The 12,920-nt window shown below is 69.9% G+C and carries 16 protein-coding genes and 1 tRNA gene; 14 read left to right on the forward strand and 3 right to left on the reverse strand.

The window, feature by feature from the left end; genetic code table 11:
* Position 1: 1 nt before the first annotated feature.
* From AB0G50_RS02920 to AB0G50_RS02950, 7 genes are all read left to right on the forward strand, one after another.
* The gene (locus AB0G50_RS02920) at positions 2 to 214 is read left to right on the forward strand and encodes a hypothetical protein (RefSeq protein WP_360101564.1); all 213 of its coding nucleotides are present in this window, start codon (positions 2 to 4) and stop codon (positions 212 to 214) included.
* Between the two features lie 76 nt (positions 215 to 290).
* On the forward strand, positions 291 to 1,652 hold the full coding sequence (locus AB0G50_RS02925) for an FtsK/SpoIIIE domain-containing protein (RefSeq protein ID WP_360101566.1): 1,362 nt from the start codon (positions 291 to 293) through the stop codon (positions 1,650 to 1,652).
* Positions 1,649 to 1,972, forward strand: coding sequence for a WhiB family transcriptional regulator (locus AB0G50_RS02930; RefSeq protein WP_360101568.1), 324 nt, complete (start codon positions 1,649 to 1,651; stop codon positions 1,970 to 1,972). Before AB0G50_RS02925 ends, AB0G50_RS02930 begins: the two co-directional genes overlap by 4 nt.
* Positions 1,973 to 2,290: 318 nt before the next feature.
* Positions 2,291 to 3,625 (forward strand): replication initiator, encoded by a 1,335-nt coding sequence (locus tag AB0G50_RS02935; protein WP_360101570.1) that lies wholly within the window; start codon positions 2,291 to 2,293, stop codon positions 3,623 to 3,625.
* Positions 3,622 to 3,843, forward strand: coding sequence for an excisionase family DNA-binding protein (locus AB0G50_RS02940; protein ID WP_360101572.1), 222 nt, complete (start codon positions 3,622 to 3,624; stop codon positions 3,841 to 3,843). Before AB0G50_RS02935 ends, AB0G50_RS02940 begins: the two co-directional genes overlap by 4 nt.
* A 140-nt stretch (positions 3,844 to 3,983) precedes the next feature.
* Complete coding sequence (locus AB0G50_RS02945) at positions 3,984 to 4,625, forward strand: hypothetical protein (protein WP_360101574.1); 642 nt, start codon at positions 3,984 to 3,986, stop codon at positions 4,623 to 4,625.
* Complete coding sequence (locus AB0G50_RS02950) at positions 4,626 to 5,129, forward strand: tyrosine-type recombinase/integrase (RefSeq protein WP_360101576.1); 504 nt, start codon at positions 4,626 to 4,628, stop codon at positions 5,127 to 5,129.
* Positions 5,130 to 5,223: 94 nt separating this feature from the next.
* On the opposite strand, the gene AB0G50_RS02955 is transcribed toward AB0G50_RS02950, so the two are convergent.
* Positions 5,224 to 5,294 (reverse strand) — tRNA-Gly (locus tag AB0G50_RS02955).
* Positions 5,295 to 5,365: 71 nt separating this feature from the next.
* Here AB0G50_RS02955 and dcd point away from each other — a divergent pair.
* Positions 5,366 to 5,947, forward strand: coding sequence for a dCTP deaminase (dcd, locus tag AB0G50_RS02960; RefSeq protein WP_360101842.1), 582 nt, complete (start codon positions 5,366 to 5,368; stop codon positions 5,945 to 5,947).
* Here the strand turns inward: dcd and AB0G50_RS02965 are convergent.
* Positions 5,944 to 6,933, reverse strand: coding sequence for a cation diffusion facilitator family transporter (locus AB0G50_RS02965; RefSeq protein ID WP_360101578.1), 990 nt, complete (start codon positions 6,931 to 6,933; stop codon positions 5,944 to 5,946). The genes dcd and AB0G50_RS02965 overlap by 4 nt on opposite strands.
* A gap of 101 nt (positions 6,934 to 7,034) precedes the next feature.
* Between AB0G50_RS02965 and AB0G50_RS02970 the strand changes: the two genes are divergently transcribed.
* The 3 genes from AB0G50_RS02970 (at position 7,035) to AB0G50_RS02980 (ending at position 9,014) form a co-directional block, all read left to right on the forward strand.
* Positions 7,035 to 8,102, forward strand: coding sequence for an SdrD B-like domain-containing protein (locus tag AB0G50_RS02970; protein ID WP_360101580.1), 1,068 nt, complete (start codon positions 7,035 to 7,037; stop codon positions 8,100 to 8,102).
* Between the two features lie 82 nt (positions 8,103 to 8,184).
* A complete protein-coding gene (locus AB0G50_RS02975; protein ID WP_360101582.1) occupies positions 8,185 to 8,565 on the forward strand; it encodes a phage holin family protein in 381 nt (126 codons plus the stop codon).
* 62 nt (positions 8,566 to 8,627) lie between these two features.
* Positions 8,628 to 9,014, forward strand: a complete 387-nt coding sequence (locus AB0G50_RS02980) for a phage holin family protein (RefSeq protein ID WP_360101584.1) — start codon at positions 8,628 to 8,630, stop codon at positions 9,012 to 9,014.
* A gap of 49 nt (positions 9,015 to 9,063) precedes the next feature.
* Here AB0G50_RS02980 and AB0G50_RS02985 read toward each other — a convergent pair whose 3' ends face one another.
* Positions 9,064 to 11,289 carry a (Fe-S)-binding protein gene (locus AB0G50_RS02985; RefSeq protein WP_360101586.1) on the reverse strand — a complete coding sequence of 742 codons (2,226 nt, stop codon included), beginning with the start codon at positions 11,287 to 11,289 and terminating at the stop codon, positions 9,064 to 9,066.
* 142 nt (positions 11,290 to 11,431) lie between these two features.
* On the opposite strand from AB0G50_RS02985, the gene AB0G50_RS02990 reads away from it, so the two are divergent.
* Genes AB0G50_RS02990 through AB0G50_RS03000 form a run of 3 tightly spaced genes read left to right on the forward strand, consistent with a single transcriptional unit; the run spans position 11,432 to position 12,879 of the window.
* On the forward strand, positions 11,432 to 11,755 hold the full coding sequence (locus tag AB0G50_RS02990) for an SMR family transporter (RefSeq protein ID WP_360101588.1): 324 nt from the start codon (positions 11,432 to 11,434) through the stop codon (positions 11,753 to 11,755).
* Complete coding sequence (locus AB0G50_RS02995) at positions 11,748 to 12,287, forward strand: TetR family transcriptional regulator (protein WP_360101590.1); 540 nt, start codon at positions 11,748 to 11,750, stop codon at positions 12,285 to 12,287. The genes AB0G50_RS02990 and AB0G50_RS02995 overlap by 8 nt, the downstream gene beginning before the upstream one ends.
* A gap of 4 nt (positions 12,288 to 12,291) precedes the next feature.
* The gene (locus tag AB0G50_RS03000; RefSeq protein WP_360101592.1) at positions 12,292 to 12,879 is read left to right on the forward strand and encodes a hypothetical protein; all 588 of its coding nucleotides are present in this window, start codon (positions 12,292 to 12,294) and stop codon (positions 12,877 to 12,879) included.
* Positions 12,880 to 12,920: the final 41 nt, after the last annotated feature.

A 12,920-nucleotide genomic window follows, 5' to 3' on the forward strand; every position in this document is an offset into this window, starting at 1 on the left:
CGTGTCGCAGGAAATGAACACGGCGTTGGAGAGCCTGGACCGGGCGATGCGTTTTCTCCGGCAGGCCACGGTCGGCATTCCGTACCGGCGGGAGGGGTTCCGGGGCGGGCACAACGCGTTCGTGCGGTCGGTCGCGGTGCTGCGGACCTCGCTGTCCTACTCCCGGTCGCAGTTGGCGCCCGCGCGTCGACGGCGGGGCGGTCCACGCACGTAGCCACGTTTCACGGCAACGGCCGGTCACCTGTCGCGGGTGGTCGGCCGTTGCCGTGCCCGGATCACTGGAGGACGTCATGTCGAAACTGCCTTCCGGCAGGTCCCGCCGCACGGCCGGGTGGGAATTCCGCGTGGTGCGGTGGCTGGTCCGCCACCCCGGCGCGGCCGTCGGCCCTGGCCTCGTGGGCGGGGCGGTGGTGGGGTTGGGGCCGGAGGTCACCGGGGGTGTCGTCGGCGGCCTGGTGGTCGGTGCCGGGGCTTGGTACCGGGGCCACCCGGACACGTTCGACACCTGGGCCGCGCCGGTGGTGCGTGCTTGGCGGCGCAGGTGGGTGGGCGCGTACTCGGGTCGGCGGTGGGTCGGGTTGATGGGGTCGTGCGGGCTGACCACGGTCCACCACAAGACCGGTGAGGTGCTGGTCCCGCGCGTGCTGAAGGTCCGGTCGTGGTCGGCGTCGATCGACACGGTGCGGGTGCGGCTGGTGCCGGGGCAGGCGTTGCGGGCGTTCACGTCGGCGCTGCCGGAGCTGACCGCGACGCTCAAGGCCGAACGGGTCGCCGTCGAGCAAGGGCGGCCGGGTGAGGTGGTGCTGATCGTCCAGCGTGACGAACCGTTCGGCCTCGTCATCCCCGCGCCGCTGATGCCGGAGTCGTCCGCCGCGGTGGACCTGAAGTCGTTGTGCCTGGGCGAGAACGAACTGGGCGGGGAGTGGCGGGAGCCGTTGATCGGCACGCACCACCTCACCGCGGGCGCGACCGGGTCCGGCAAGAACTCGGTGGTGATGGCCAAGTTGCGGGCGGTCGCGCCGATGATCCGGGACGGCCTGGTGCGGCCGTGGGTGTGCGACCCGAAGTTGCTGGAGTTCGTGGCGTTGAAGCCGATCCTGCACGGTCGGTACGCCGATTCGCCGGAGGACTGCGCGGAGCTGATCGCGAAGTTCGTGTCCACAATGGAGCGCAAGCAGAAGCGGTTGCAGCGCAAGGGAGTGCGTGGCGTTCCGGTGTCGGTCGAGCACCCGGTGGACTGGCTGATCCTGGACGAAGTCGGCTACCTGATGGCGTACAACTCGGAGTTCGCGCACGAGATCGCCAACGCGTGCGCGGTGATCTCCAGCATGGGCCGTGCCACCAACGACGTGCTGGACGTGTACGTGCAGGAACCGTCGAAAGACGTGGTGCCGATCCGGGATCTGTTGCCGCACCGGGTGTGCCTGCGGGTGACCTCGGAGCGGCACCCGGACATGGTGCTCGGCGACGGGGCGCGGGAACGTGGCGCGATCGCGGACGAGATCGCCGCCGACGAGTCGACGGCCGGGGTCGGGTACCGGGTCGACGGACGGTCCCGCACCCCGCGACGGGTGCGCGCGGCGTACACCAGTGATCGGGACCTCGCCGAACTGGTGGCGTTCGTGCAGGCCGGAACGGCGGTGGCGGCGTGAACGGCCTCCAACCGCAGCACGAAGGTCACCGCACGCTGATGATCGCGTTGTTCGGCGGGCTGGGCGAGCCGCCGGAGTGGCGCGACCAAGCGGCGTGCAAGGACACCGACCCGCGCCTGTTCTTCTCCTACAGCAAGGAACAGGAAGCGGCGGAGATCTGCGCCGCGTGCCCAGTGCTCCACACGTGCCGTGCCGATCAACTCGACTGGGAAGCCCGGGGAGCCGGCAACAACCGGTACCGCGCGGCCGGTGTCGTCGGCGGCCTCACTGGGCGTGAGCGTCAACTCCTGCACGCGCCGCCCGGCCGACAAGCGTCGTGACCGAGACGCGGGCGGTGCGCAGGCTCCGTGACCGGCTCGCCGAATCGCACCAGCTCCACGCGCCGAAGTCCTGCCGATCGTGCAACACCGCTGCGTGGCGGCACGGGACCGGGTCGAGCCTCCGGAGCCTGCTCGGCCCTCGCCGTCACTGCGGTTGCCGGCCCCACTGCGGACGTCGCTGGAGAACCGCGCGGCACAGGCCCGTCGTGAGGGCCGGTCCCTGACTCCAGCCGACGTCCGAGACGTCGTGAACGTGCCCCAGTCCTACGCCGAAGCCCTCGCCTCGCAGCTCAACACCGCTTAACGAAGGGAGGATCGATGGTCCTCACGCTGCAAGACCGGATAGCCGACCGGGTCCGTCGCACCGACTACCGGGAATGGCGGGACAAGGTCACCGCGATCGGCGGGTGTTCCGCTCCGATCCGGCTGTCCGGTGCCTGGCAGGTCCAAGGCCGGGACCGTCCCGACGTCCTCGCCCACCTGGGTGGGGACGTGATGGTGCCGTGCGGGAATCGGCGTGCGTCGGTGTGCCAGACCTGTTCTGACCGGTACGCGGCCGATGCGTTCCACCTGATGCGTGCCGGTCTGTCCGGTGGTTCCAAGGGCGTGCCGGAATCGGTCGCCGAGAAGCCGCGGTTGTTCGTGACGCTGACCGCGCCGTCGTTCGGCACCGTCCACAACCGGCCCAAGACCAGGGGCGGCAAGCCTCGCCCGTGCACCGGGTGCGGCGAGTTCCACCACGCCGACGACCCCCGCATCGGCGGTCCGGTGGGGGAGTACGACTACGAGGGCGCGGTGCTGTGGCAGGCCCATGCCGGGAAGCTGTGGCACCGGTTCACCATCGCGTTGCGCCGCGCTTTGGCCCGGTCCGCCGGCCTCACTGTTCGGTCCTTTCAGCACGTCGCGCGCCTGTCCTACGCGAAGGTCGCCGAGTACCAGCGGCGCGGCCTGGTCCACTTCCACGCCGTGGTCCGGATCGACGGAGCAGACGGCCCGCACGACCCGTCACCGGCCTGGGCGACCGCCGAACTCGTGGACCAGGCCGTCCGTGCCGCTGCCCGCAGGGTGCTGGTGGAGGTCCCGCGCCCGGACGGAACCGTGCTCGACCTCAGGTGGGGCGATCAGGTCGACGTCCGCCCGATCCGCGCCTCCGTCGAGCTGGAGGACGACGCGGGCGGTCTCAGTGACGCCAGGTTGGCGGCCTATGTCGCCAAGTACGCCACCAAGGGCACCGGCGCCCGAGACACCCCCGACCGCCCTGTCCGGTCCCAACTCGACCTCGACCACCTCAGGGTCTCCGCACACCACCGGGCCATGATCCAAACCGCGTGGGACCTCGGCGAACACCCCTTCTACCAGGACCTGAACCTGCGGAAATGGGCGCACATGCTCGCCTTCCGCGGCCACTTCCTCACCAAGTCCAAGCACTACTCGACCACGTTCAAACGCATCCGCGACGACCGACGCGCCTACCGCGCCGCCGAAACGCTCGAACGCCTCGGCCTGCACGAGGACCAGGTGCTCATCGTCAACGACTGGACCTACGCCGGGTCCGGCTACGCCAACGATGCCGAACGCGAACTCGCCTCGGCCGTCGCCGAACGGCTCCGCGCACAACGACAACGCAAGCACGTAGAGGAGGACGCAGCATGACTGCTCGCGAGCACTACTCGGTGACTGAGGCTGCCGACTACCTCAGCACCACGGTGCGTTTCATTCGCCGCCTGGTCGCCGATCGGCGTGTCAGGTTCTACAAGGTGGGCCGCTACGTGCGGTTCAAGCGAGCGGACCTGGAGGCTTACGTCGAATCGGGCCGGGTCGAGCCGATCACCGCGGCCTCTGTCCGTCGCGATCTGAGGAGGGCTGCCTGATGGCGCGCGGGAAGAGGCGCAGGTTCGGCTGGGTGCGGAAATTGCCCTCCGGTCGATTTCAGGCGAGTTATCTCGGCCCGAACGGGGGTCGGCACCTTGCGTCTGAGACATTTGCGACCGAGCGTGAATGTGATCGATGGTTGGTCGAGGTCGAAGGTGCGATCATGCGCAACGATTGGACCGATCCGGAACTGGGCAAGGTCTCCGTGCAGGAATACGCGGAGCGTTGGATCGTGGAGCGGCCCAATCTGCGTCCCCGCACGGTCCACCTGTACGGCTGGCTGTTGGCCAAGTACGTCACTCCGCACCTGGGTGAGGTCCAACTCGGCAAGCTCAGCACGCCGATGATCAGGCGGTGGCGGTCGGACCTGCTAGCCGCGGGCGTCTCGAACTCGATGACGGCCAAGGCGTACCGCCTCCTGAGGGCTGTGCTGACGACCGCCGCCAACGAAGATCGGATCATCCCGCGCAACCCGTGTCAGGTGCGTGGTGCCGGCACCGAGAACCCCGAGGAACGGCCGGTGCTGACCGTGGCGCAGGTGTTCGACCTGGCGGCGCGGATGGCGGACAGGCGTTATCGCGCCTTCGTACTCCTGGCGGCGTTCGCCACGCTTCGGTGGGGTGAGATCACCGCTCTGCGGCGGATGGACGTCGCGCCGGACGCGAGTTCGGTCCGGGTCTCCGGGGCATTCGTAGAGCTGCCCGGTCGCGGCCTGGTCCACGGTCCGCCCAAGTCGCGCGCCGGTCTTAGGACGGTGACGATTCCGGAGTCGATCCGGTAAGTGCTGCTCGCCCACCTCGAAGAATTCACCGGCTCGGCCCCTGATGCCTGGGTGTTCACGGGACAGCGGGGGAATCCGCTTCGGCGCGGTGATTTCAACCCCCGCACCGGCTGGAAGAAGGCGGTGGCCGCGATCGGTGTTCCGGGTCTGCGGTTCCACGACCTCCGGCACACGGGCAACACGCTGGCCGCGCGGACCAAGGTCAGCACCAGGGACCTGATGGCGCGGATGGGGCATGACAGCCCTCGGGCCGCCTTGATCTACCAGCACGCGACGTCCGAGGCCGGCCGTGAGCTGGCGACGGGCCTGGATTCGTTGATCGCCCGGGAACGTGGTGGTCGGATGACCGAGGAGGAGAGCCTGGCCGCGTGGCGGAGCTTCACCGAGGAGGAGCGCGAGGCCATGCGGATGCTCGCCCGGGTGATGCCCGAGAGGTTCGCCGGGTTGGTCCCGGAAGGGGGAGACGATGACGGCCCGTCAGGGGTGCTTGCGCCTATCGGTTAACAGCACGCCAACAGCACGACGGGGTCAGAGCCCGATCACGACGAAGCCCAGGTCTGCCGGTTGCACCGACTCTGACCTGGGCTTCGTCGTTCCGAGCGGGTGACGGGAATCGAACCCGCCTCTACAGCTTGGGAAGCTGTCGTTCTACCAATGAACTACACCCGCTTGCTCGTGCCCGACCGATCATACACAGGCCCGCCGCGTGGTGGGTTCGGCGGGGACATAGGGTGGGCACCGTGTTGTTGAGCGACCGCGACCTGCGCAAGGAAGTCGACTCCGGGCGACTGGTGCTCGATCCGTTCGACGACGTCATGGTGCAACCGTCGAGCATCGACGTCCGGCTCGACCGGTTCTTCCGCGTCTTCAACAACACCCGCTACACCCACATCGACCCGTCGGTGCAGCAGGACGACCTGACGAGCGCGGTCGAGAGCGAGGACGACGAGCCGTTCGTGCTGCACCCCGGCGAGTTCGTCCTGGGGTCGACGTTCGAGCTGGTCACGCTGCCCAACGACCTCGCGGGCCGGCTCGAGGGCAAGTCCTCGCTCGGTCGGCTCGGGCTGCTCACGCACTCGACCGCCGGGTTCATCGACCCCGGGTTCTCCGGGCACATCACGCTGGAACTCTCCAACGTCGCGAACCTGCCCATCACCCTGTGGCCCGGCATGAAGATCGGGCAGCTGTGCCTGTTCCGGCTCAGCAGCGAGGCCGAGTTCCCGTACGGGTCGTCGCAGGCCGGGTCGCGGTACCAGGGGCAGCGCGGGCCGACGCCCAGTCGCGCGTACCTCAACTTCCACCGCAGCCCGACCAAGCGCTAGAGCTTCAGGTCGCCGTACCGGGCCAGCACGCGCGACCTCAGCTCCGGGTCCGTCCGCGGCACGGGCTCCAGGAACACCTCGTCCAGGTCCGGGAAACGTTCGCGCAGTTCGCCGTCGATGCGCACGCACGCGCGTTCCAGGTCCGCCGCGCCCAGCGAGTCGTCGAAGTCCAGGCGCGCGCACAGCAGCACCCGGTCCGTGCCGACGGCCATCGTCAGCAGGTCCACGACCTGCTCCACCTCGGGCACCTCGTCGCGCAGGTACGCCCACGTGCCGCGGACCAGCTTCGGGTCGGCCTGGCGACCGATCAGCAACCCCCGGTTGGTCGACGCGAGCGTGTACGCCGCGAACGCCAGCAGCACCCCGATCGCCAACGACGCCACGCCGTCCCACACCGACGACCCGGTCAGCTGGTGCAACCCCAACCCGCCGAACGCGAGCAGCAGGCCGACCAGCGCCGCCGAGTCCTCCAGGAACACCGTCTTCACCGTCGGGTCGTCCGACACCCGCAGGAACGCCCACACCGAGCGCCCCTCCTCGCGCGACTGCCGCCGCACCTGGCGCACCGCCTGCGACCACGACACGCCCTCCAGCACGAACGCGATCGCCAGCACGATGTAGCCGACGAGGGGCGACGTCTGCTCCTCCGCCTCGCCGAACACGGTCCGGAAACCCTCGTAGAACGCGAACACCGCGCCCGACACGAAGATCGACACGGCCGCCAGCAGCGACCAGAAGTACCGCTCCTTGCCGTACCCGAACGGGTGGCGGCGGTCGGCGGGGCGCTCGGACCGGCGCAACGCGGTCAGCAGCAGCGCCTCGGTGAAGGTGTCCGCGACCGAGTGCGCGGCCTCCGACATCATCGCCGCCGAGCCGGTGATCACCCCCGCGACGGCCTTCATGATCGCGATCGCCAGGTTCACCCCGAGCGCGAGCAGCACGGTGACCGTGCTCTCGCCGCCGGAACCCTTTTCGTCCGAGGCCATGCGTGAACCGTAGGCCCGCGCGAACCCGCGCACACCCCGGCGCAACCCCGGTCCGCGGTGGGCGTCTTCCGGGTGTACGTCACTTACAGGGGGGAACTGTAATGAAACGCATGGTGATGAGTGCTGCCCTGGTGGCCCTGGCGCTCGCCGGCACGGCGACCGCGGAGGCCGCTCCGGGCGCGGGGGCGCTCCGGGTGACCACGTTCTTCGACCACGACTCCGACGGTGTCCCGGACGCGGGCGAACCCGGTCACACCCCGGTGGACATCACGCTGAAGAACGTCGTCACGGGCGCGACGCGGACCACGACGACGGTGAACGGCGGACCGGCCGACGTGTCCGACCTGCCCGCCGGCCGCTACCGGGTGGCGGCGGCGAAGCCGGACGGGTTGGCGACCACGTCGCCGGACACCGTCGTGGTGACCGTGAGGCCGAACCGCAGGACCGACGTCGGCTTCGGGTACCGGGGCGGGGAGATCACCGGTTCGGTGTGGCTGGACGAGAACGTGGACGGCGTGCGGCAGCCGGGTGAGCCGCCCGTCGAGGGATTCTCGATGCGGCTGACCGGATCCCGGTCGAGCCTCTACGCCACGAACTCCGACGCCCAGGGCCACTACCGCTTCGGCGACCTGCGGGCGGACGACTACCGCCTGGGCACCTACGTCTCGTCGAACCGCTACGGCTTCACGGTCGGCGGCGGCGACTCGGTCGTGGACCCGGCCACGGGGCAGAGCGCGCCGATCACCCTGCCGGTGGGCGGTTCGGCCGGTCCGCTCGGCATCGGGCTGAAGAACGCGGTGATCGACACCGGGGTCGGCGACGTGTCGCTGCCCGCGTCGGTCGCCGTCGGCGCGGAGTTCCAGGCGACCGTTCAGCTCTGCGACACCGGCAACGTGCCGACGGTCCTGTGGGGACGGGTCGAGTTCCCGCAGGGCGTCACGGTGGTGTCGGCGACCGGGAGTCGGCCCACGTGGGTCGACGGGCGGACGGTGTCGCTGTCGAGCTTCTACCAGTCGGACACCCCGTCGGGCGCCTGCGAGTCGTTCACGATCACCGCTCGGGCCGACGTGGCGCTGACCGGTGACGTGCGGTTCGAAGCGGCGGCGGACTGGGAGAACGGGCCGACCGGCGGCAACAACGTGGTCGTCAAGCCGTTGGCCGCGAGCTGACGGCTGCGACGGTGTGAGCCGGACGGGTGGCGCGCAGGCCTCGCCTCACCCGTCCGGCCCACTCGCGGAGTTAGCCTTCGGCATGGGCATCTTGCTGCAAGTGCTGCTGACGGCGGTGGCGGTGTGGGTTTCCACCGTCGTGCCGGGTATCGACCTCGGTGACGCGTCGCCGGTGGCCAAGATCGGCACCCTGCTGGGTGTCGCGCTGCTGTTCGGACTGGTCAACGCGGTGGTCAAACCCGTGGTCAAGTTCTTCGGCTGCGTGTTCTACATCGTCACGCTCGGCCTGATCGGCCTGGTGGTGAACGGCCTGATGTTCTGGCTCACCGGTTACCTGGCCGACAAGTTGGGCCTGCCGTTCGTGGTCACGGGCTTCTGGCCGGCGTTCTGGGGCGCGATCATCGTCGCGTTCGTCGGCTGGGTGCTGAGCATCGTCGCGGACCGGGTGTTCGACGGCGACTGAACCCCGCACCGAATCCGCCGTCGCGCGGTCCCGGAACCGGCGCCACGCCCTAACGTTCGAGCATGATCCTGTTCCTGGCGCAGGTGGTCCTGACCGCGCTCGCCCTGTGGGTGACCACGGCACTGCCCGGCGTGGACTTCGGCGACACGTCGACGCCCGGCCGGATCGGCACGCTGCTCGTGGTCGCGATCCTGCTGATGCTGGTGAACTTCCTGCCCAAGATCCCGCTCATGGCCCTGAGCGACCGCAACGAGTCGCCGGTTCTCGGCTGCCTGCTCGACGTGGTGGACGTGGTGATCATGACGGTCACGTTCTGGGTCACCGGGTGGCTGGCCGGCGTGCTGGGACTGCCGTTCCACGTCCAGGGCCTGTGGCCGGCGCTGTGGGGCGGTCTGATCATGGGCGGCTTCGGCCTGGTGTTCCACTTCGCCTTCACCGGCCGGTTGTGACGAAGGCCCCGGTCCACAGTGGACCGGGGCCTTCGCCGGGAACGGGCGCCTACTCGGCCGCCACGGCGTCCGCGGCCGCCTGCTCCTGACCGCGCTTCACCGCCGTCAGCAGCAGCTGCGCCACGTCGACCACCTCGACGTGCGCGCCGGCCTTGCCCTCGTTCTGCCGCGCCGTCACGCCGTCGGTCAGCATCACCCGGCAGAACGGGCAGCCGGTCGCGATCTTCGACGGGGCGGTGCCGAGCGCCTCGTCCACCCGGTCGACGTTGATGCGCTTGCCGATCCGCTCCTCCATCCACATCCGCGCGCCGCCCGCGCCGCAGCACATCGAGCGGTCCGCGTGCCGCGGCATCTCGCGGAGGTTCGCGCCGGACGCGCCGACCAGCTCGCGCGGCGCCTCGTAGACCTTGTTGTGCCGGCCCAGGTAGCACGGGTCGTGGTAGGTCACGTCCTCGGCGACCTCGGCCACCGGCACCAGCCGCCGCTCGCGCACCAGCCGGTTGAGCAGCTGGGTGTGGTGCACGACCTCGTAGGTGCCGCCGACCTGCGGGTACTCGTTGGCCAGCGTGTTGAAGCAGTGCGCGCAGGTCACCACGATCTTGCGCCGACCGGCCTCGCGGCCCTCGAACACCGAGTTCAGCACCTCGACGTTCTGCTGGGCCAGCATCTGGAAGAGGAACTCGTTGCCCGCGCGCCGCGCCGGGTCGCCCGTGCAGGTCTCCTCCGGCCCGAGCACGGTGAACTTCACGTCCGCCGTGTGCAGCAGCTCGGCGACCGCGCGGGTGGTCTTCTTCGCCCGGTCCTCGAACGCGCCGGCGCAGCCGACCCAGAACAGGTACTCCGCGTCGCCGAGTTCGCCGTCGAACACCGGCACCTCGAACTCCAGGCCCTCGGCCCAGGCGAGCCGGTCCTTGGCGTTCTGGCCCCAGGGGTTGCCCTTGTTCTCCAGGTTCTTGAACATGCCGCCCAGCTCGGACGGGAAGTTCGACTCGATCAGCACCTGGTAGCGCCGCATGTCCACGATGTGGTCGACGTGCTCGATGTCGACCGGGCACTGCTCGACGCACGCGCCGCACGTGGTGCAGGACCACAGCACGTCGGGGTCGATCACGCCCAGCTCGTCCGGCCCGCCGATCAGCGGCCGCTCGGACTCGGCCATCGCCAGCACGTCGATCGACTCGAGGCGCTTCTTGTAGTCCTCGTACTTGTCCTCGACCAGCCCGACCTCGTCGCCCGCCATGTCCCGGCTGCCGCCCGCGAGCAGGTACGGCGCCTTGGCGTAGGCGTGGTCACGCAGCTGGGTGATCACCAGCTTGGGGGACAGGGGCTTGCCGGTGTTCCACGCGGGGCACTGGGACTGGCAGCGGCCGCACTCGGTGCAGGTGCTGAAGTCCAGCAGGCCCTTCCAGGAGAAGTCCTCGACCTTGCCGACGCCGAAGACGTCCTTGTCCGGGTCCGCCTCCTCCAGGTCGAGCACCCGGCCGCCGCTCATCATCGGCTTCAGCGCGCCGAGCGCGACACCGCCGTCGGCCTCGCGCTTGAAGTAGATGTTGAAGAACGCGCTGAACCGGTGCCACGCCACGCCCATGGTGAGGTTCTTGGCGACCACGACCAGCCACACCATCGCGGACAGCAGCTTGACGATCGCCATGATCGACACCCAGTCCGGGTTCGTCGGCAGGATCGTGCTGAGCGGCTCCGTGACGAACGACGACCACAGCGGCGCCTCCTCGAGGCCGGAGGCGAGCTTGAACGCCTTCACCCCGAGGATGCCGAGCCCCTCGATGATCACGACCGCTTCCACGAAGTACGCGGCCTTGAAGTCCGAGCCCGCGAAGCGGGACAGCCGGTCGGCGCGGCGCGGGTGGTTGAGCTGGCGGATCACCGCGAGCGCGACGCCGCCGACCACCGTGCCCAGACCGAGGAGTTCGACCAGCAGCGCCCACACCGACCAGGTGCCGATGACCGGCCAGTGGAAGCCGGGGTCGAAGACCTCGCCGTAGGCCTCGAACAGCACCAGGGAGCCGATGAGGAAGCCCCACATCACCATCCAGTGCCACGGCGCGACCTTGCGGAACTTGGCCATCCGGGTGTGCGCCACGAACTCCACGACCAACGTCCGCAGCCGCGGCACGAACGGCCCGTTGCGGGTGGCGTCCGGCTGGCCGAGCCGGATGATCCGGATCATCCTCGCGACACCGGCGACGAACAGGCCCCAGGCGTACACGCTGACGGCGACGCCGAGGGCGCCGAGGGTGAGCTGGAGGGCTCCCATTGTGGTGGTGGCCTTTCTCGTCCGTACTCCTGGCTGGGCAGCCTACGCCCGATTACTGGCCGGTAACCACTTGGACGTGGTCGATCGCATACCGCCGGTAGACTAGTTGAACATCTGTTCAAGTTGTGCAGGGGGGTTAGCGGTGGTTTACGTCCTGCTGGCGGTGGCGATCATCGGTGAGGTGACGGCCACCGTGTCCCTGAAGGTGTCCGACGGCTTCAGCCGGCTCGTCCCGTCGATCGTGGTGGTGGTCGGCTACCTGGTGGCGTTCACCGCGCTCGCGTTCGTGCTCAAGCTGGGCATGCCGATCGGCGTCGCGTACGCCATCTGGTGCGCCTTCGGCATCGCGGCCGTCGCGGCGATCGGCGTGGTGGCGTTCGGCGAAACCCTCAACTGGCCGACCGTGCTGGGCCTGGTCCTCGTGGTGGCCGGGGTGGTGGCGATCGAGCTGGGCGCCCATGCGTGACGGCCGGCTGGCCCGCGGCGAGGCCCGGCGCGCGGCCCTCGTGGCGGCGACCCTGGCGGTGGTGGAGCGCTCCGGCGTCACCGGCGTCTCGCACCGCTCGGTGGCGCTGGAGGCGGGCGTGCCGGCGTCGTCGGTCGTCTACTACTTCCCGTCGGTCGACGCCCTCCTGACCGCCGCCCTGACCACGTCCGCCGACGAGGTCCGCCAAGCGGTCCGCGCCCTGCCGCCCACCGCGGCGGCGATCGCGGGCTTCCTGGTCTCGGCCCTGACCGAACACCGATCCCGAACCCTCGCCGGGTACGAGCTGTACCTCCAGGCGGCCCGGAACCCGACCCTCCGCCCGGCCGCCCGGCAGTGGCTCACCGCCCTGCTGGCGGCGTTCGGCGACACCACTCGGGTCAGGGCGCTGCTGGCGGGCGTCGACGGGCTGCTGCTCCAGGGCCTCATCGCGGACACCCCGCCCAGGTATGCGGACGTGCTCCAGGTCGTGTCCCTCCTGATGCCCGAACACCCCGAAAAAAGCTCACAATGAACTCATGAGACACGCCGGCCGCGAGTCCTGGCAGGTATCCCACGACACGAACCAAGCCCTGAACACCGCGCTGTTCCTCCGCGACACCCTGGCGCTCTCGGTCGACACCGTCCCGGAACTCCCGGGCCTCGACCCGCCCGTACCGGTCCACATCCCGCCGAACGCGAACCGCGCGAGAGCCGCGGAGGAGTGGCTCGAGTGGTGGGCCGACATCCTCGACCACACCAGGGGTGTCACCCCGAACCCGGCGGACCCGACGGGCCCGTCCCTGTCCGTCCGCCCGGCCCTGCGCGCCGCGATCGTCGCCCTGGCCCCGCGGGCGGCGACCTACGCGGCCACCCACCCGATCCGCCCGGCCACCCTCCCGACCGCGGACGTGGTGAAGGCGCTGGAATCCGCTTTCGGCCCCTCGGAGAACCCGTTCCACCTGGCGATCACCGCGGTCCCGGTGCAGGGCCTGATCTGGGAGCGCCTGACCGGCAACCACGTGATCGCGTCGGCGAACTTCCTGGCGGACCACGCGAAGACGGCGACGGCACTGAGGACGACGATCCAGACGCTGGCCTGGCCGAGCACCCGCCGGCAGAGGTGACGCCGCCCCTCCCCTGACCGAGGGGTAGGGACAACCCCCGT

It is taken from the genome of Actinosynnema sp. NPDC020468 (genome assembly GCF_040642015.1).
GTDB lineage: Bacteria > Actinomycetota > Actinomycetes > Mycobacteriales > Pseudonocardiaceae > Actinosynnema.

What these genes read in the sequence shown, in the direction of transcription:
- AB0G50_RS02980 (WP_360101584.1), top strand. Translation starts at nt 8,628, where the DNA reads ATGATCCTGTTCCTGGCGCAGGTGGTCCTGACCGCGCTCGCCCTGTGG.
- AB0G50_RS02935 (WP_360101570.1), top strand. Translation starts at nt 2,291, where the DNA reads ATGGTCCTCACGCTGCAAGACCGGATAGCCGACCGGGTCCGTCGCACC.
- AB0G50_RS02925 (WP_360101566.1), top strand. Translation starts at nt 291, where the DNA reads ATGTCGAAACTGCCTTCCGGCAGGTCCCGCCGCACGGCCGGGTGGGAA.
- AB0G50_RS02985 (WP_360101586.1), bottom strand. Translation starts at nt 11,289, where the DNA reads ATGGGAGCCCTCCAGCTCACCCTCGGCGCCCTCGGCGTCGCCGTCAGC.
- AB0G50_RS03000 (WP_360101592.1), top strand. Translation starts at nt 12,292, where the DNA reads ATGAGACACGCCGGCCGCGAGTCCTGGCAGGTATCCCACGACACGAAC.
- AB0G50_RS02970 (WP_360101580.1), top strand. Translation starts at nt 7,035, where the DNA reads ATGAAACGCATGGTGATGAGTGCTGCCCTGGTGGCCCTGGCGCTCGCC.
- AB0G50_RS02975 (WP_360101582.1), top strand. Translation starts at nt 8,185, where the DNA reads ATGGGCATCTTGCTGCAAGTGCTGCTGACGGCGGTGGCGGTGTGGGTT.
- AB0G50_RS02940 (WP_360101572.1), top strand. Translation starts at nt 3,622, where the DNA reads ATGACTGCTCGCGAGCACTACTCGGTGACTGAGGCTGCCGACTACCTC.
- AB0G50_RS02995 (WP_360101590.1), top strand. Translation starts at nt 11,748, where the DNA reads ATGCGTGACGGCCGGCTGGCCCGCGGCGAGGCCCGGCGCGCGGCCCTC.
- AB0G50_RS02965 (WP_360101578.1), bottom strand. Translation starts at nt 6,933, where the DNA reads ATGGCCTCGGACGAAAAGGGTTCCGGCGGCGAGAGCACGGTCACCGTG.